Genomic DNA, 19,165 nt, shown 5'->3' with positions numbered 1-19,165 from the left:
AAAACAAATTGTTAAAAGCAGATGAACTACAAACTAGAATTTCCACTCTCTCCAGAATTAGAAAAGTATCGCGACAGAATCGAAGCTACCATTAAACCTTACATCGAAATTCAAACCAATAATGATGACGTTAATTGGTGGCAGAGTAAATTTGGGGGATTTCCTTATTTACCTAAAGGCTTTGAGTATCCAAAAACACCTGACGGTAAATATTTATTTTTGCTAGCGCAACTCAACTTTGATGAAATACCGCCTTTAGATGGTTTTCCCGATCGGGGAATTTTGCAGTTTTATATAGCCGACGATGACCTATATGGTTTAGATTTCGGCAATTACGCCAATCTAGATAATCCCGCCGTCGAACAAAAATTCAAAATAATCTATTTTCCTCAGCCCGACTTCCAAGTTGAAAACATTATTACCAATTATGATTTTTTGCCGGAACCAGAATATTTTCCTGTTCAGGGCTGTTGCTGCTTGCAATTTACTAAAAAATATGCGCCGATTAGTACCAATGACTACCAATTTACCGAACTTTTAGGCGGGGAAATCCATGAGTTATTTATGAACCCTGAAATTTGGGATGAGTACCTAGAAATATCGCAACCCGTTGGTCATAAAATAGGTGGTTATCCTGATTTTACACAAGAGGACGTAAGAAAATATAGTAGTAAATCCGATCGACAACAAAAGGCAGACATTCTTCTATTGCAAATGGATACCGATTGCAATGAGACAGTAGATATCATGTGGGGAGACAGTGGTGTAGGTAACTTTTTTATTGATGACTCAGCACTCAGAGAATTAGATTTTAGTAAAGTCTTATACAATTGGGATTGTGCTTGAAGGCAGTAATGAAGTAAGCAAGCTAAAAAAACCACAACAGATGAACTCCGATCGAATAAACCGGGTTTTTGACCGAATCTACGGCTGTAACGCAGTATTTCCCAAAAAAACCCGGTTTCTGACCACCGCTGCATAAGTTCTAATAATGTTCGACTATGCCCGATGCCCGATGCCCAATTCCCAATTCCCTAAACCTGAGATTTGTGCACCACCACAGGTGTTCCCACCGAAGCCCATTCAAATAGCCATTTAGCGTGATTGACAGCTACATTTGTGCAGCCGTGAGTAACGGGATTGCCAAACAAATTGTGCCAGTAAGCGCCGTGAATTGCCATGCCTCCGTCGTAATACATTGTATAGGGAACGTCGGGCACGTCGTAGTCCGGCCCAGTCATTCTAGTAACGCGGTGTTTGGTTTCAACGGCAAAGGTTCCGGTGCGAGTGGGAGTCGATGATTTGCCGCTGGAAATAATTACCGCGTAAACGGGTGTATTTCCTTCCCACGCTATTAACCTTTGTCTTGACAAATCTATTTCAATCCACCGTTCGCTGGATTGCTGCAACAACATAATTTTATTGGCAATTATGTTGTGCTGTTCGCTGGCAAATGCGGTCATTGAACCGCCGCAGAATGTAGCAAAAGTGAGGGCGCAGCCGGCAAAGAAAGTTCCCGCGCGACGGAAGTAAGTTGAGTTGATAATGCTGTTCATTTCTCACACCTCGTACTATTTTAGATTTTAGATTTTAGATTTTAGACTTTAGATTGGCTTGTCCTATTTTAGATTTTAGATTTGAAATGTTGGATTTGGAAACTGGACTTAACAAGTTGTTAAGTTTTGGGCGAGAGTTTGGGCAATTTGGACGATCGCCCGCCAATCGCGATTTTCCACTAAGTGTTTAGGAAATAAGTCTCCGGCTAAACCAACGGCGATCGCCCCGGCGTCTATAAATACTTTGGCATTTTCCAACGTCACCCCGCCAGTGGGAATTAAAGGAATGTCTCCCAGGGGGCCTTGCAAGCTTTTCAGGTAAGCCGCGCCTCCCAAAGCCGATATCGGAAACACTTTAACGCAGGTAGCGCCCGCTTGCCACGCGGTGACAATTTCCGTGGGAGAAAAAGCACCGGGGACGATCGGCACTCCGGCGTCAACTGCTGTTTTAATCATAGTTAAATCGGTGTGGGGTGTAAATAGAAATTGAGCGCCACAATCTATTGCTTGCTGCAACTCTTCTAAGTTTAATAAAGTGCCAGTTCCAATACTAAAAGTAGGGAATTCGGAGCGAAGTTCGGCAATTAATTCAGCGGCTTTGTGGGTATTCCAAGTAATTTCAATAAACTGGATTCCTCCTGCTGCTACCGCTGATGCCATCTGCCAAGCGAGTTCTTTTTCTGAGGAACGGATGACTGCGATCGCGCGGTGTTTTTTTAGTAGTGTCAACCAAGATTGATGATTCATACAATTTTAGATTTTAGATTTTAGATTTTAGATTTGGGAAGGCTCCCAAATTGTAAACTCATATCATTGTGACTCGCCTCTAATTTTAATACAGGTTGCTAACTTCGATATATGGCCAATTACAATATGTGCGGCGTTCAATTTTTAACGGACAATCTAGGCAACAAAACCGCTGCAATTGTTGACCTCAAAAACCACAGATATTTTTGAGCTGACGTGCTGGCGGAATGCGGCGAACCGACAGACTTTCAGTTTTTATATCAATTCCTGTTGTATCGGAATGATGAAACCGCAGAGGACACAGAGGATACAGAGAAAGGGAAGAGAGAGATGAATAATTCCGATGCCAACGGATTTGATATTAGTTGAGTCGCAAGGCTCAAAAGTCCCGGTGCTGCTTGACTTCCAGTACCCAGACGATATCTGGGAGGATGTTGAGGACTGTCGGATTATTGAATATAGAAAAGAGGAACCAAGAGTTCCCTGGGAAGAAGTTAAGCGCCAGCTTGAGGAAAAGGGTATGTTTAATGTCTGATTGCTTGGTCATTCTTTAGATTAAATCTAAAATCCAAAATCTAAAATCTAAAATCGCTCGATCGCACTTAACCAAAAAAAAATCGGGGCGATTCCAGACAATCCCAGAATCACCCCAATTATTGATTTCCAACTTTAGATTTGATCTAAAATCCAAAATCCAAAATCCAAAATTGATTAGGCGATCGTCGCCATTTTCACATCGCTATTAGCTAACAAATTTTGCAATTCATCAGCATCCACAGTTTCCTTTTCAACTAGCATATCTGCCAAAGCATTAAGGACATGGCGGTTGCCGACGAGTACATCTTTAGCGCGACGGTAAGCTTGTTCTACCAACAAACGCACTTCATCGTCGATCGTCGCTGCGGTTTCTTCAGAGAAATCCCGTTCAGCCATAATATCGCGACCCATGAACATATTGCCTTGTTGGCGACCGAGAGCTACAGGGCCTAGCCGATCGCTCATTCCGAAGCGAGTCACCATTTGCCGCGCTACTCTTGCCACTTGCTGCAAGTCATTCGACGCACCGGTTGTTACTTCTTCTTCGCCGAAGACAATCTCTTCAGCAATGCGGCCGCCCAAAGCTACCGCCATTTGATTTTGCAAGTAAGACCGAGAATACAAGCCAGAATCCATCCGATCTTCGCTGGGTGTGAACCAAGTCAAACCGCCAGCGCGGCCGCGGGGGATAATGCTAATTTTCTGCACGGGGTCATAATCGGGCATCAGCGCGCCGACTAAAGCGTGACCTGCTTCGTGGTAAGCTACCAAAGTTTTGCGCTTTTCGCTCATCACGCGGTCTTTCTTTTCCGGCCCAGCGAGCACGCGGTCGATCGCATCGTTGACTTCATCCATCGAGACTTCGGTCAAGTTGCGACGGGCGGCTAAAATTGCTGCTTCGTTGAGTAGGTTGGACAAATCCGCACCTGTGAAACCGGGTGTCCGGCGGGCGATTTTTTCCAAGTCCACGTCTTTGGACAAAGTTTTGCCGCGGGCGTGAACGTTGAGAATTTCTAGGCGACCTCCGAAGTCGGGGCGATCGACCACAACTTGGCGATCGAAGCGACCCGGACGCAGCAGCGCCGCATCGAGCACGTCGGGGCGGTTGGTGGCAGCAATCAAAATGATGCCAGTATTGCCCTCAAAGCCGTCCATTTCGGTCAGCAACTGGTTCAGGGTTTGTTCCCGTTCGTCGTTACCACCGCCCAAACCAGCGCCCCGCTGGCGGCCTACGGCGTCAATTTCATCGATAAATACGATACAAGGAGCGTTAGATTTAGCTTGTTCAAACAAGTCGCGGACGCGGGAAGCACCGACACCCACGAACATTTCCACAAATTCTGAACCGGAAATCGAGAAGAAGGGAACGCCTGCTTCTCCAGCCACTGCTTTTGCCAGCAGGGTTTTGCCAGTTCCGGGAGGGCCGACCAGCAGTACGCCTTTGGGGATTTTTGCTCCGACTGCGGTGAAGCGATCGGCATTTTTCAGGAAGTCCACGACTTCTGCGAGCTCTAGCTTGGCTTGTTCGATGCCCGCCACGTCGCCGAAAGTCACCTGAGTTTGTGGCTCCATTTGGACTCTAGCTTTGGATTTGCCGAAGTTCATGGCTTGGTTGCCGGGCCCGTTTTGGGCGCGCCGCACCAGGAAAAACAGTCCGACCAAAAGCAAGATCGGGAAGAACAGGCTGCTGAGGGCTTTTACCCAGAAGCCTTCGTCGCTTTGAGGCAGAACTGAAATATCTACGTTATTTTTGGTCAGGATGTTGATCAGTTCTGGGTCGTTCGGCAGGTTAACGAGTACCTTGTTGCCGTCCTGGGCTGTGACCAGGGCTTTGCTGCGATCGGAACTGATATTTATTTTGTCTACTCTCTTGCCTTCGACTTCCTGAATGAATTGACTGTACTTCCAAACTTCGCGGCTTGGGGGCTGTTTGTCAAAAAAAGCCGTTGCTAAGGCAATGACTACAATAGCCAGCAGTGCGTACAGGCCAGCGTTTCTCCACCGTTTATTCACCGAGGTCGATCCTCCTAATTTTTAGTCCCTGTGATTTGGGAATTTTTATTTATGTTCATCAATCTTAACGTAATTGTAACTTGTTTTTGTGTGGTGAGGAATCCCGGCCATGCTGCGGCGGTCTGAGGTCGCGGGAACGGAACTGCCCTGGGCGGCGTCAGCTAATTGGGGTGTTGTCCTAATTTTTGGGTATCTTTTTACACTATAAAATGTAATTTGTCAAGATTATAAAAAGTGGTGGCGATCGCGTTAATCCCTTTTTCGATTAAATAGTCCTGAACGCAGAAACCAGGTTTTTTGACGGAAATACTGCACTTTAGTCTTTAATTGGAGGGAAAAACCCGGTTTATTTGGTAGTTAAGCCTAAGTTCTCTTAAACTGTTAAGGTAAACTAGGACTGACCCAGAAGCCAAGTGTGTTTACCAAAAATCGTCTTAAGCAGATTTTTGCGTTAGTATCAATGGTTGGCTTTGGTGGTTCTGCGATTTTTGGTGTTGTGAGTCTGTTCAGTAGCGGTTTGAGCAGCCAGCACCAACAAAAATCGGCTCCGGTAGCAGTTTCTCAGGAATCTTTGCTGGCGGCCCAGGAACGGGGATATGAGACGGTTTTGCAGCGGGAACCGCAGAATCAGACGGCTCTGGAGGGATTGGCAAATGTGCGGTTGCAGATGAATAATAAGGTGGGGCGATCGAGCCTTTGGAGAAGTTGGTGAAGCTAAATCCTAACAGAGCTGATTATAAGGCGCTGTTGGGCCAGGCGCGACAGCAAAGGGAAGGAAAAAAATAGAGCTAATAGTTAAAATTTAAGGTGCCAACGGAGGTTAATAGATGACCCAAAAATTAACTGAATCTAATATCTCAGAGTGTCAAGCAAAGTTCAACCTCAGCTATCACGTTCCCTTTGCTCATTTGTGTCAACAAATTATTGGATTTGAAGGTAAGGATGTTCTCGAAGTAGGGGGAAGCTTACCTAAAGAGTTTGTACTAGATTATCTAAATGTTAAATCGTGGTCTGCCCTAGAAGCCCCAGATTTTGAAGTTTACCTAGATAGAGTTGCCAGTGCTGCTGAAGGTTCTAAGCTTGGCAAAGTAGACTATTCTGCTTTTGGTTTTACCGAGAGAGAGCTGAGTAATTATAACTTTTTTGCGGGCTACATCGAAGAATTACCTCCCGCGTACTACCAAAAATACGATTTAATTTTCTCAATCGCTGCTTTTGAACACATCCATAAATTTCCTTTAGCTTTAGAAAAAATGTTTTTGGCTCTGAAGCCCGGAGGTCAGCTATTTTCTATATTTACACCAATTTGGTCAGCTCATGACGGCCATCACTTACCCCCCATAACTGAACCTAACCAGGGAAAAACTTTCAACTTTCAGAATTCTCCGATTCCGCCCTGGGGACATTTACTGATGAGACCCCCAGAACTGTGCCGTTACTTGTATCAGCATACCGATAAGGAAACAGCAGATGCGATCGCATATTATGTGTACAACGCTCCCCACATTAATCGGTTTTTTACTGAAGATTATGTAGAATTTATCAACCAAAGTTCATTCATAGTAAAGCGGCTAAAACCTATTGGTTTAATCCCAATCGAAAACAATACTCAACAAAATTTAGAAAAGCTTTATCCGGGTCGAACTCAATTTACTAACAACGGTATTCTTGCTATTTTGGAAAAACCCGAAAAAGAAAAGCCAGCATCATTATTTTTGGCAACTAATGAAACTGAACAAAATGAGACAAGTAATCAGGAGGATTCCAGGGAGAAAGTAAGCGATGGGAAGGCTGTGGTTCAAACCTCTAATGAGAGTGATTCCCAAAACCTTCAATGTGGTATGTCATTACCCTCCTCAACACAAACCCTTTCTGTTTGCATGATGGTGCAAAATTCCGAAAAAACTTTAGTTCTAGCATTGGAATCTCTGGGAAAAATTTATGACGAATTAATAATAGTTGATGGCGGCAGCACAGACTCAACTTGTCAAATAGCTACCTCTTATGGAGCTAGAATTATACATTCACCGTGGCCAGAAAATCACTCTCAGCAACGAAATATTTACTTACAAGAAGTTAAAACAGACTGGGTATTGGTAATTGATTCCGATGAATTTATAGATCAAAAAACTTTAGACTTCCTACAGCAGTTAAAATTAAATGGGAGTACCGCAAAAACAGATAACTTTTGGATTACTCGTAAATGGATTAGCCCCTTTAGCAAAAATCATTATGTATCAAGCCCTCCCCATTATCCTGACTGGCAGCGCCGGATATTTAGATATAACCAGTCTCTAACTTATAGCGGTCAGATTCACGAAACCATTCACGGGCTCACGAAACCGGGCGAAAGATTGTTAGACTTGTGCGTGTATCATTTAGACTTATTAATTAAAAGTGAATCGCAGAGGCAAGAAAAGGTTCGCATCTATAGCTCAGTAAATGAGAAAGATGGAATGCCCCATTTTTATTTGCCAGATATTAGGCAGCTAACTATAGACCGATGGAATCATCAATCTCTCCTTTCTCAAGTTAAGAATTTACTATATCATATGCCCCTGAAATGCAAAGTTTGCGAATCCGATTCCCATCATTTTGCCCAGGGTAAAGTCATGGGAAAATATGATGTAGATTATTTTCAATGTTCAAACTGCGGATTTGTTCAAACTGAGGAACCCTACTGGTTAGACGAAGCTTATTCTCAGCCAATAGCTAGCAGTGATGTAGGCTTAGCGTTCAGAAATTTGTCATTTTCACAAATAACCAAAAATTTATTATTTAACTTCTTTAATCATCAAGCAAGATTTCTCGACTACGGCGGTGGCTATGGTCTATTTGTCAGGCTGATGAGAGATGCGGGATTTGACTTTTACTGGCTAGACAAGTTTTGTCAAAATATATTTGCTCAAGGATTTGAGATTGATGCAGCCGCAAATAACCAATTTGAATTAGTCACGGCATTTGAAGTATTTGAGCATCTGGTTCACCCCATAGATGAGCTGGAAGAATTGTTAAAGATTTCCCGAAATATTTTACTGAGTACAGAATTGCTGCCACAAAGCAATCCTAAACCTAATGAATGGTGGTACTATGTGCTTCACGAAGGTCAGCACATTTCTCTTTATACAGCTAAATCTCTTTCAATCCTTGCTGCCAAGTTTAATCTCAACTTCTACTCAAATGGTTCGTCTCTTCATTTACTAACAGAAAAACACTTGCCGGAAGATTTATTTGAGCAATTGGCAAAAGGAGAATTAGCGGCGGTTAATAAGGAGTCGTTTTTACCGAAAGACTTCTTAAAAGCTAGTAGAAAAATTACTAATATTCAACAAGAAGCAAAGATACCGCCTTCTGAAATAGAAGAGGATGGTGACTCGCGAAGCGGGTTAACAATACTGGTTGATGGTGTATTTTTTCAACATAATAATACAGGCATTGCTCGCGTTTGGAAATCCCTCTGGCAAGAATGGGCCAATACGAAGTTTGCTCAAAATGTTATCATTTTAGATCGAAACGGAACTGCCCCAAGAATTCCCGGTATCCGTTATCGAACTATTCCTCTTTACGATTATGGTAATACCGATCGCGATCGCGCGATGCTCCAACAAATCTGCGATGAAGAAAAAGCCGATTTATTTATTTCTACTTACTACACGACACCAATTTCAACGCCATCGGTATTCATGGCCTATGACATGATCCCAGAGTTGATGGGACAAAATATTGGTCATCCCGAGTGGAGAGAAAAGCATAACGGTATCCGCCATGCCTGGGCTTACATCACCATTTCCGAAAATACAGCCCGCGATTTAGTTAAGGTTTTTCCTCATATTCCTTCAAGTTCTGTCGCTGTAGCGCACTGTGGCATTGATGCCAATTTTTCGCCAGCCGATAGAGAAGAAATTTCAGGCTTTAAGTCAAAATACAGCATTACCAAGCCCTATTTTCTTTTGGTAGGCGAAAGGGTAGGCTGGCATGGTTACAAGAACGGGATATTATTCTTCAAAGCCTTTTCTCAACTTGCCAACAAGTTTGACTTTGATATAGTCTGTGCAGGTGGCAAACCTATATTAGAACCAGAGCTGGAATTGTACTGTTCTGGGAATACTGTCCACACGCTGCAACTAAGCGACAGCGAACTGAGAGCTGCTTATTCTGGTGCTTCCGTGTTAGTTTATCCGTCGAAATATGAAGGCTTTGGGTTGCCAGTCCTTGAGGCAATGGCTTGCGGTTGTCCAGTCATCACCTGTCCAAACGGTTCGATTCCTGAAGTAGCAGGAAAAGCAGCGGTTTATGTAAACGGGGATGATGTTATTGGGCTTGTCAATGCTTTGGGCGAAATACAGAATCCCGGTGTCCGCAACTCATTAATTGTGGCGGGGTTAGAGCAAGCTAAGAAGTTTTCGTGGTCGAAAATGGCTGCAATTGTTAGCTCAGTTTTGGTTCAAGTAGCTGAGCGCGCACATTCGGAGAATGCTTCCATTCAACAGCCAACTGATGCAGCCTTGCAGGGGGAATTAGGGAATGGTGAGAACTCCCAGCCTGTCCCGTCAGCTTTTAAAGTATCTGCGATCGTTTCTACTTACAATTCCGAAAAATTTATCCGCGGCTGCTTGCAGGACTTGGTAGAGCAAACGCTGTACAAACAAGGTCAACTCGAAATCATAGTAATTGACAGCGGTTCCCAAGAAAATGAACAGTCTGTTGTGCGGGAATTTCAAGCGAAATATCCGAATATTGTGTACGATCGCACTTCTGAACGCGAGACATTATATGCAGCCTGGAATCGAGGCATTAAGATGTCGCGCGGAGCTTACATGACTAATGCTAATACCGATGACAGACACCGCCCCGATGCCCTAGAAATCATGGCGAAATACTTGGATGAAAATGCCGAAGTAAGTCTGGTTTATGCTGACCAATTAATCACCAGCACAGCCAACGATACTTTTGTCAAAACCCAAGCAGAAAAGCGCTGGAATTGGCCAGCCTTTGACTACAGCGAACTCGAACGGCGCTGCATTATTGGCCCCCAGCCGATGTGGAGACAATCGCTGCACGAAAAATACGGCTATTTCCGAACCGAATTTACGGCTGCTGGCGATTACGAATTTTGGCTGCGGATTGGCAAAAGCGAAAATATTGTCCACTTGCCAGAAATTCTCGGCTTGTACTGCGAAAATCCACAAGGCTTGGAACATTCATCGCCAATATCGCAGCAAGAAACTCGGCAAATATGGGATGAATATGGGATCACCAGCCGAGGTGTAAAACCAGCCACTACATTACCTGTTTCAATCTCTCCATCACAACTAAATGCCATGCCCTTCCGCACCTCCGCAGAAACACTCGTCAGCGTAATCATTCCCTGCTACAATCACGCAACTTTACTCAGAGAAGCTGTTGAAAGTGTTGTCAGTCAAACTTATCCAAACTGGGAGTGCATCATTGTCAATGATGGCAGCACTGATGATACCAGCAACTTCGGAAAATATTTAATTAAACTGTATCCTCAAAAATCGCTTCGCCTCATAGATAAACCCAACACGGGACCCGCTGATTCGAGAAATCTTGGCGTTCAGCAGTCGTCAGGAAAGTTTATTTTATTCCTAGATGCTGATGATAAAATTCATCCCAAATTTTTAGAGGAGTGCGTGGAAATTTTATTAGCAAAGCCCAAGGTTGGTTTTGTCTATACAGATGTGCAACATTTCGGAGCAAACTGCGATTTAGTTGTTCACGGTGACTTTGATGCTAATCGGTTTTTGAGAGACAATCAAGCCCCTGCTACTTCGCTCTTTAGAAGGGAGATTTACGAGCAAGTAGGCGGGTTGAAAAAAGTGATGAAGCTGGGATGCGAAGATTGGGAATTTTGGATTTCTGCCTATAAAAAAGGCTGGTTAGGCGATCGATTACCTAAGCCTTATCTCTATTACAGGCAGCACGGCGACGGCTCTAGCAGAACCCAAAAAATGGCAGGCGATCGCCCAAAATTAGACTTAATGAGAGCCACAATTATTCACCTACACTCTCAACTTTACAAACCAGAAGAAGTGCGTTGGTCACAGCAAACTTTGCAGCAACACGGCAATTTAATTGCTAATGAATTAGTGGAATTTAACAAACCCGAACAATTTTTAACTTTGCTGTCCCAATATGTGGGAGAGTATCAAAAAGACCAAGCTAATGAAGTAAACCTCGCTAACCTCCGCCAATCCCGGCAGCAACTTGCCAATTATTGGCTGAATCTGCCTGCAGAACAAGTGGCAAATGCCTATGGCGGTGATGCTGGTAAGGCGCAGCAGCTACTGCTAAACAGCAATATCAAAGATGAAGCGCTGACAGATGCCGAAAAGACTGTTATCGATCAACTAGCAGCACATCTCTCCCAGGGAGTTAAAACTCCCAAAGATATTAACTACCTACTGGCAGCCGCCCTCTATCGTCGTGCAGATCAGTTACTGCTGAACTATGAAAAGGCAGCTATACCTAATTGGTTTGTCAACGACTATCTCAAATTTATGTTTGCTGCGCCTACTCTCTTTCAAGAAATAGGAGAGGCTGACAATTATTGCCGGTATGTCCAGGGATGGGTCAGTTATTTGCATAGCAATATCTTCAAGAACCCAAACTCACAAGTTTGGCAGGACATCGCTTGGTTTTTCACTCAAAGTGCTAACTTTATTCCTCTGTACTTCAACAGTAAAAATCTCAAGGATATCTACACAAAGCGGGCAGATATTATTGAATATGCCGTGAAAAATCGTGGGGCTGCGATTGATTGCATTTTTCCGGCTCGACCTGCAAACAGGCAGAAAATTCGCCTCGGTGTCCTGACTAAACATTTTGCGGCGATGACGGAAACTTTCGCCACGTTACCCGCTTTTGAATATCTGAATCGAGAGCAATTTGAAATTATTTTATACGCTCTCAATCTCGACGGGAATAAACTAGAACAGTATTGTCAGAGTCGCGCTGACAGACTGGTTAAACTGTCTAATGACTTGCCAACTCAAGTTCAGACAATCCGCGCTGATGATTTAGATATTCTGCTGATTGCTACCAATATTACTGCGGTTACTCATCCGATTAGTTTACTGGCGCTGCATCGATTGGCGCGGGTACAAACTACCTGTTTTAATTCTCCCGTTACCACAGGAATTAGACACATTGACTATTACATTGCTGGTAAGTTGATGGAACCTGCACCTGAAGGACAGGAGCATTATCGCGAGGAATTAGCAACTATTGACGGGCCTGGCTGCTGTTTTAGCTATACCCTCGAACCTTACACTCCTAACATTAATTTCACCAGAAATAGTATCGGCATTTCCGAGGAATCGGTTGTCTTTATTTCAAGTGCTAATTTGTATAAGCTACTGCCGGAGTTAAGGGAAACATGGGCAAAGATTATTGCTGCTGTTCCTAATTCGGTGCTGTTTTTAATGCCCTTCGGCCCTAGCTGGACTAATCATTATCCTGGGGGGGCTTTTGTAAATAATATGAAAGCCGTTTTTGCTAAGTATGGCATTGAGAGTAATCGTTTGCGGGTGTTGAAGAGTTTTCCTAACCGTGCGGATGTTAAAGAAGTTTTGAAGTTGGGAGATGTTTATTTGGATTCCTATCCCTATGCGGGGACTACTTCGCTTGTAGATCCGTTAGAGGTGGGACTTCCAACTGTGGTTAGGGATGGCGATACTTTGCGATCGAGAATGGGGGCTGCGGTGGTACGATCGCTCTCTATGCCCGATTTAATTGCCAATAGCGAAGCATCTTACATTCAACTAGCAGTTACTCTCGGCACTAATCCTGAACTCCGGCAGCGCTATCGGCAGGAAATTCAGCAGAAAATGCAAGCTAATCCGGCTTGTTTTGACAGTGTGGCATACTCTGGGGCGATCGGCAAATTATTCCAAGAACTCTTTGGCAAATGGCAAGCCAGCCACCTGGAAGCATCCCGCAGCTTACAGGATAGCATTCCCAAGCAGACAGATTTGGGCGAGATGCTCTCGAATGCCCTCAAGCTTTACCAACGAAACTCATCAAACATCTCAGCAATATCCGAACTGCGTCAAATCCGCAAACAAATCGCTGATTTTTGGCTGAACGTTCCCACGGAAAATCTCGAAACCGCCTACAAAAGTGCTTCAGGTAACAGCTATCAAATTCTGCTAAAGAGCGATTTCCAACGTCAACCGATGATGGAAAGCGAACAAATGTTTTTGCAGCAATTAACCCAGATTAGCAAAGGATTAGTCCATCCCAAAGCTGTCAACGCCTTGCTTGCCGCGATGCTATATTTCCCGCCGGAAACTATGCGAATTCCCGACGCTCGCAACCGTTTGCCGCACTGGTTAATTGGGGATTACGAACAAGTTTTTGAGAGTGAAGCCGCCGTCAAGTCTGATTCAACTTCTGACTTGCTCGCTCAATACATTCAATCGCCGCAATTTGTGAATCAACTGTTAGGATGCGTCAATCTTTACCGCATCGATCCGTCAGACGAATCGGTAGTTTTGGAACTCCGCCAAATCAGAAAACAAATGGCTGATTTTTGGCTGACTGTTCCTTCAGAGAAACTAGAAAATTTTTACCTAGGACAAGTTCGCAAGGGATATCAAGCACTTCTTAGCTGCGGCTTGCAAGCAGAATCGATGACTGAAGTCGAACAGCAGTTTTTGCACAAATTGACTGAAATGAGCAAAGGGTTGGTGCAGCCTCAAGCTATCAATGCTCTGCTGGGGGCGATGCTGTATTTTGTTCCTGGTAAAATGCGGGTTCCCGATGCTCGCACCCGCTTGCCGCAGTGGTTGCTTGAAGATTATGAAAAGGTGTTTGAAAGCGCATTTGCGACCACAGAACAAACAGTGGTCAAACAAGATTATATGCCGCAGTTTCTCAATGAATTAACTGCTGCCGTCAATCTCTATGAAATTGACCCTACGGCTGAATTGGTAATAGCAGATTTGCGACAAATTCGTAAGCAAATTGCCGATTTGTGGCTGAGCGTTTCCGGCGAACAAGTAGAAGTTTTGTACCGGAGCGATTTTGGCAAGGGTTACAAAGCAATGTTGGGCAGCGGGTTTATTAACGAGCCGCAGAATGAGAGCGAGCGCGCGTTTTTTAAGTCCTTGGTTGTTGAGTTGAGTAAAGGGTTTGGAACGCCTCAAGCTGTGAATAATTTGTTGGCGGCGATGCTGTATTGTCGCCCTGGACAGTTGCGGGTTCAGGATGCGAAGACTTGTTTGCCTGCGTGGTTGTTGGAGGATTACGAGCAGTTGGCTGGGGGTGCGGTTAAGGTGGCTGTTGGGTGATGAAAGGCGCAGGTTTTGAGATTTGGGATTAGTTGCTAATCTCAAATCTCAGGATGGAAACGAACCGCGAAGACGCTTATGACACGAAGGAAGAGAATAGAAGGGAAGAGAAAGATTGGAGAAATCATTGTCCCTAGCCGTAGTAATTCAATTTAACACAAGTTCTGGCTGCTGAGTCTCAAACAAGGGACGAGTTACCTGACGCAGCAGCACTGTTTCTAAACTGCCTTCTACTACATTTTCTGCTTCTATTTCCAACTCACCCCACAATAGCCGATCGCCTTGATTGGGAATTTTACCTAAATTGTGGATCACGAATCCGGCGATTGTTTGGTAAGCTTGGTTAGTTGGCAGGTTTAACCCTAGTTTTTCGTTCACTGCTGTCACTTCCCATAGGCCAGAAATTAGTGCCGAATGAGCATCTTTTTGGACGAGAGTGGCCTGGGAAGGTGACAGCAGCGGTTGAGACTCTTTACTGGTAATCCAACCAGTCAGCAGCCGCACGGTACCGTTGAGAATTGCTAGCAGCGGCCACAGTAATTTTGAGCAGAGTTCGAGGGCTGGCATCAGCAGCAAAGCAGTGCGTTCTGGGGCGTGGGTTGCTAATACTTTGGGGATGAGTTCTCCTAAGACTATTTCTACGTAAGTTACTAAGATAAAAGCTGCGGGAACTGCGATCGAATGAGCAGTCAGCACGGCCGGCAAATGACCGATCGGCAATTTGTCGATCCACGGTTCGATCCAGTGTACAGTCGCTCCCTCACCCAACCAACCCAACAGCAAACTCCCTGCTGTTGTGCCAGTTTGAGTCACAGACAGGTAATGCGGTATGTTGTTCTGAGCTTGGTGGACGAGTTCGGCGGTTTTAGCGGTTGGGCGATCGTCCAAGTGGGCAAGTTGGCGGATTTGATGGCGATCGGCTGATACTAATGCTAGTTCTGACGCCACAAAAAAGGCAATTAAAAGTGTTAAGCCCACCAACATTGCTAATCTCAGCATTGTTTGAGCGACTTCTATTTCCAGGCAAGTAAGGTTGTTCAAGATAGATATCTAATATGATAGAGGTTTTAGCTTAATTCTTTTATTTTAGCTTGGATTCAGATAGCTTTATTCCCCGACATTTCGGATATCCCCACTACCCTTATTCGTAGGTGCGCCGAGGCACACCTTACCCGTAGAACTTGTGAACTCTTTTTCCTCTCTTCCTTCGCGCCCTTGGCGTCTTCGTGGTTCGTTTTAACTGAGATATTGCACGATTCTCAATTACTTGTTTAGGAACAGGCAAGATGCCTGTTCCACAAGAGATGATTTTTTTGTGGAACAGGCATCTTGCCTGTTCTTGACAATGGTGCAAGATGTGAGTTAAAAAAAGAATCTAATTCACAACACGGCAACTCATTGCTGTATCAACTCTCCCTTACTCCCCGGAGCGAGTTAATTTCCGTAAAAGTCTGCACCGGATCGGACTTCAACCCGCCTTGAATGTAATTCAACTTCACTTCTTCTAACAAATCCGACAGCAGCGACTGCAATTCCGCGAGAGTTTTCTCATCTTGCAATTCCCGCCGCAAACTTTGATTAAATTCTTGGCTGAAATTATCGAGAATTTTTCTACCTTTATCGTCTTCATAAGTAGTAGCTACCACATCAACAGCAGTTTGAGCCAAATAATTCGCTAACTGTTCCGTCATCTCCGTCGGCAAAATGTTAATCGGAGAGAAAGTTTGCAGGATTTGATAGAAATCCGACTGTTTGATTGTTGTTTCCAAATTGTGGTGCAGCAAATCTTCCAAATCCGGTTGCACTTGCGGCAAAACTTTGTAAATTGTCAGATCCAAAATCCGCTTGGTAATTTGTTCGATCGTATTTTCTTGATTGACGTGAAGGTACGGCTGCTGCGCCAGCAACATCTGCGCCGCGTCGCCCTGTTTGATCGAACTTTTAGCTTGATTGATAAACCGCACCATCATGTATTCCGACATCGTATTGGCTAAATAAGCCACCGGTTCGTAGGTAACTTGAGCAACTACGCGATCGAGATTTACCAAACCCGACTTGTGCAGCCGCACCAATACCGGCAGAATCCGCCACCCCTGCCAAATCGGGATCACCAGAAACACTTCGTACCAGCGCCTCAGCACAAAATTAAACCAAGTTACCCCCGGTTTACGGCGGGTGTGGAACAGACTTTTAATCAAAAATTCCGCACCAAAAAAACAAATAAAAAACGTATCTATTCGCCAAAACTGGTCAGCGCTTTTCAAATATGCGGGATTTTGCAAACTCGAATCAATGCCTTTAATCGGGTCATAAATTTTAACTAACCCCGGAAAATAGCTCTGATAAACAGGACGCAACTGAAGGTAACTGAAATGGAAAAGCACCAGCAAAAAATTGACCACCGCTACTAATGCGCTCATTTTGGCCCAAGAAATTGCTTTTTTGGACATTTTTACCTCGGTGTTGTTAACTGTTGTGTGGGAATCTGACATAAAAATAATCTTCCGAATTTGCTAATCGATAAATCTATCTTGTGGCTGAGGCTAAAAAACTCTTAACCTTGTATAATTCCTTATACTTAAAGTATAAGGAAACCAAATGCCGTGAAATTAAAAACAGTCATATCGCTGCTCAAAGAAACTTTTACTGAATGGCAAGAAGATAAAGCCCCAACCTTAGCCGCCGCCCTAGCCTATTACACAGTCTTCTCCCTGGCCCCGCTGCTAATTATCGTAATTGCGATCGCCGGTTTAGTCTTTGGTGCAGACGCAGCCCAAGGTCAAATCGTCGCCCAACTCCAAAGCTTAATCGGCAAAGATGGCGCCGAAACCGTCCAAGAACTAATCCTCAAAGCCTCCGAACCAAAGTCGGGAATGATTGCTACTTTAGTCGGTATCGCTACACTTTTGTGGGGGGCTTCCAATGTGTTTACTAATCTCAAAGAAGCCCTCAATACTATTTGGAATGTTTCACCGCCTCCCGGACGCGGGATCTGGGGATTTCTGCAAGATCGCGTATTGTCTTTTGCAATGATTTTAGGCATAGGCTTTCTACTGCTAGTATCTTTAGTAATTAGTGCCATCTTAGCCGCCGTTAGCTATTGGTTGAACGGCTTGCTGCACTTACCAGTCGGCATTTGGCAGATTGTGGACTTTGCTCTCTCCTTTGGCGTAGTTACGCTGCTTTTTGCCTTAATTTACAAACTTTTGCCCGATGTCAATCTTGCCTGGAATGATGTTTGGATCGGCGCCGCCATCACCTCAGTGCTATTTACGATCGGCAAATCCTTAATTGGAGTTTACCTAGGTGGTAGCGGTATTGCCTCTACCTACGGTGCTGCTGGCTCGTTCGTGATTATCTTACTTTGGATCAATTATTCGGCTCAGATTCTCTTCTTAGGTGCTGAGTTTACTCAAGTTTGGGCTAACCGCTACGGTTCCCTGATGCTGGCAAAACGCAAAAATTTGCTCAGCATTCAAGCTGAGGAATCCTCCGGGTCCAAACACCGGTAGAATTCTTAATATTAGATAGACAAAAATGCGATCGCTCGCTTTTGAGCCAGCCGGATGCCAGTACCTTGAAACCTATGTCAGTTGGGACGGCGAGGCCTGTCGAATCACTAAATTTTAGACTCAACCCATCGCCAAATCTGCCCGTGAACTTGACCGGGCGAACACTTAGTAGTATCACTGGATATGGTTGAAACCAGTTTATCTTGATCCCTATCGCTGCCCTTCGGTGATGACCGAAAAATTTGAAGTTTGCGATCGCCCCGAAAGAGATTTGTTTCCTTGCCAGTCCCCAATTTCAACGGTGAAACCAATCTCAAGTCCACAAACTGGGATATTTCAACCTGAACTGATATCAGGAGGTACTTTTGTACGCATCAAAACATCTGGGAAGCCACCTGCTCCCTATGTCAGACATGGAGCTAATTCGCCTGTGGGTAAACCGCAAATCCCCCCGCAACCGGCGCTTTAGCTGGCAGGCGGCCAACCATTTTCGAGTGTTTGTCGCAAAACCGCTGGCACAAGTTACTCTGACAGATGTGGAGACTTTCGCCGCAGCGATGAGAGCTCGGAAACTTCCACCGCGTTTCTACCAGCAAACCTTGCTAGCGCTGAAATCGCTGTTCGCCTTCGGCCAGCAAACGAAAATTTTGCCCGCAACACTCCCCCTTCACCGGTGGCCGGTTCTGCGCCGGAATCACTCCAAACTCCTTCGTTTTCAACTCTCTTGGGGTTTCTTAATCTGTTTGTGCTTTTTCTTAGGTCGAATGACGCCGAGGCTGCTGTGGGGACAATCGGTCTCGGCAGGAAGCTCGCCCGCCCCGAAACGCCTGCCGGAAGTGGCGGCGCTCGATTCACCAGACAAACGAGAGGATAACATCGATCGCGATCGATCGCCCAAAACAGCAACCCTGAATTCACCAGATCCCAGACAGGATAGCAGACTCGATAGCATCAGCCCCGAACGTCGAGTCAAAGCCTTTCTCGACACGATTGCCGCCGCCGAAGGAACCGCTAGCCCCGACGGCTACCGCACCCAGTACACCGGCACGAAATTTGTCAGCTTTCAAGATCATCCCAGAGAAATGAGGTGCGGCCGTCGCTACGGCAAAAAACTCTGTTCCGACGCAGCGGGGCGATATCAGTTTCTCAGCACCACTTGGGACAGATTTGCCAAAAAATTTGGCGTCCCCGATTTCAGCCCAGAAAATCAAGATTTGATGGCTATAGAGTTAATCCGAGAAAAAGGTGCATTAGAAGATATAGAAGCGGGTCGATTGGAGTCAGCAGTCAGAAAACTCGCTTACATCTGGCCTTCTTTTCGGCGTTATGGCGGTTCTGTAGAATCATCGATGCCCAAACTCGAAGCAATGTACCTGCAAAATTTGGGGATTTACCGGCAAGGATTGGTTGTTAGCAATTAGTCAAAAGTTCAAGGACGAGTTTAGATTGGGGTTGGGCAATTTGGGATTAAATTTTGACATCCAAA

General features: G+C 44.8%; 11 protein-coding genes. 6 read left to right on the top strand and 5 right to left on the bottom strand.

Annotated elements, in window-relative coordinates; translation table 11 throughout:
• Window positions 1-21 precede the first annotated feature (21 nt).
• Window positions 22-846, top strand: a complete 825-nt coding sequence (locus tag QUA07_RS21345; protein ID WP_333328913.1) for a DUF1963 domain-containing protein — start codon at window positions 22-24, stop codon at window positions 844-846.
• 188 nt (window positions 847-1,034) lie between these two features.
• Here the strand turns inward: QUA07_RS21345 and QUA07_RS21340 are convergent, their stop codons facing one another.
• Both QUA07_RS21340 and QUA07_RS21335 read right to left on the bottom strand, forming a co-directional pair.
• Window positions 1,035-1,556 carry a L,D-transpeptidase gene (locus tag QUA07_RS21340; protein WP_333084709.1) on the bottom strand — a complete coding sequence of 174 codons (522 nt, stop codon included), beginning with the start codon at window positions 1,554-1,556 and terminating at the stop codon, window positions 1,035-1,037.
• A 108-nt stretch (window positions 1,557-1,664) separates the two neighbouring features.
• Window positions 1,665-2,303: a bifunctional 4-hydroxy-2-oxoglutarate aldolase/2-dehydro-3-deoxy-phosphogluconate aldolase gene (locus QUA07_RS21335; RefSeq protein WP_333328910.1), complete on the bottom strand. Its 639-nt coding sequence runs from the start codon at window positions 2,301-2,303 to the stop codon at window positions 1,665-1,667.
• Window positions 2,304-2,646: 343 nt separating this feature from the next.
• On the opposite strand from QUA07_RS21335, the gene QUA07_RS21330 reads away from it, so the two are divergent.
• Complete coding sequence (locus tag QUA07_RS21330) at window positions 2,647-2,838, top strand: hypothetical protein (protein ID WP_333328907.1); 192 nt, start codon at window positions 2,647-2,649, stop codon at window positions 2,836-2,838.
• A gap of 176 nt (window positions 2,839-3,014) precedes the next feature.
• On the opposite strand, the gene ftsH3 is transcribed toward QUA07_RS21330, so the two are convergent.
• Window positions 3,015-4,853 carry an ATP-dependent zinc metalloprotease FtsH3 gene (gene ftsH3 / locus QUA07_RS21325; RefSeq protein ID WP_006633639.1) on the bottom strand — a complete coding sequence of 613 codons (1,839 nt, stop codon included), beginning with the start codon at window positions 4,851-4,853 and terminating at the stop codon, window positions 3,015-3,017.
• Window positions 4,854-5,268: 415 nt separating this feature from the next.
• Between ftsH3 and QUA07_RS21320 the strand changes: the two genes are divergently transcribed.
• Both QUA07_RS21320 and QUA07_RS21315 read left to right on the top strand, forming a co-directional pair.
• A complete protein-coding gene (locus tag QUA07_RS21320) occupies window positions 5,269-5,565 on the top strand; it encodes a hypothetical protein (RefSeq protein ID WP_333328904.1) in 297 nt (98 codons plus the stop codon).
• 115 nt (window positions 5,566-5,680) lie between these two features.
• On the top strand, window positions 5,681-14,167 hold the full coding sequence (locus QUA07_RS21315) for a glycosyltransferase (RefSeq protein WP_333328901.1): 8,487 nt from the start codon (window positions 5,681-5,683) through the stop codon (window positions 14,165-14,167).
• Between the two features lie 147 nt (window positions 14,168-14,314).
• On the opposite strand, the gene QUA07_RS21310 is transcribed toward QUA07_RS21315, so the two are convergent.
• Together QUA07_RS21310 and QUA07_RS21305 are read right to left on the bottom strand one after the other, a co-directional pair.
• Window positions 14,315-15,208: a CNNM domain-containing protein gene (locus QUA07_RS21310; protein WP_333328899.1), complete on the bottom strand. Its 894-nt coding sequence runs from the start codon at window positions 15,206-15,208 to the stop codon at window positions 14,315-14,317.
• A gap of 365 nt (window positions 15,209-15,573) precedes the next feature.
• On the bottom strand, window positions 15,574-16,659 hold the full coding sequence (locus QUA07_RS21305) for a hypothetical protein (protein WP_333328896.1): 1,086 nt from the start codon (window positions 16,657-16,659) through the stop codon (window positions 15,574-15,576).
• Window positions 16,660-16,770: 111 nt separating this feature from the next.
• On the opposite strand from QUA07_RS21305, the gene QUA07_RS21300 reads away from it, so the two are divergent.
• The gene (locus QUA07_RS21300; protein WP_333328893.1) at window positions 16,771-17,679 is read left to right on the top strand and encodes a YihY/virulence factor BrkB family protein; all 909 of its coding nucleotides are present in this window, start codon (window positions 16,771-16,773) and stop codon (window positions 17,677-17,679) included.
• Window positions 17,680-18,083: 404 nt separating this feature from the next.
• Window positions 18,084-19,100, top strand: coding sequence for a glycoside hydrolase family 104 protein (locus QUA07_RS21295; RefSeq protein WP_333328890.1), 1,017 nt, complete (start codon window positions 18,084-18,086; stop codon window positions 19,098-19,100).
• The last annotated feature ends 65 nt before the right edge of the window (window positions 19,101-19,165 follow it).

The organism is Microcoleus sp. T3_A4, from assembly GCF_036700465.1.
GTDB lineage: Bacteria > Cyanobacteriota > Cyanobacteriia > Cyanobacteriales > Microcoleaceae > Microcoleus.
The sequence above is the reverse complement of the archived record's forward strand: the minus strand, read 5'-3'. Positions and strand labels throughout refer to the sequence as shown.

Coding starts and splice junctions, on each gene's coding strand:
- QUA07_RS21345 (WP_333328913.1), top strand. CDS start 22: ATGAACTACAAACTAGAATTTCCACTCTCTCCAGAATTAGAAAAGTAT.
- QUA07_RS21340 (WP_333084709.1), bottom strand. CDS start 1,556: ATGAACAGCATTATCAACTCAACTTACTTCCGTCGCGCGGGAACTTTC.
- QUA07_RS21335 (WP_333328910.1), bottom strand. CDS start 2,303: ATGAATCATCAATCTTGGTTGACACTACTAAAAAAACACCGCGCGATC.
- QUA07_RS21330 (WP_333328907.1), top strand. CDS start 2,647: ATGCCAACGGATTTGATATTAGTTGAGTCGCAAGGCTCAAAAGTCCCG.
- QUA07_RS21315 (WP_333328901.1), top strand. CDS start 5,681: ATGACCCAAAAATTAACTGAATCTAATATCTCAGAGTGTCAAGCAAAG.
- QUA07_RS21305 (WP_333328896.1), bottom strand. CDS start 16,659: ATGTCAGATTCCCACACAACAGTTAACAACACCGAGGTAAAAATGTCC.
- QUA07_RS21295 (WP_333328890.1), top strand. CDS start 18,084: ATGTCAGACATGGAGCTAATTCGCCTGTGGGTAAACCGCAAATCCCCC.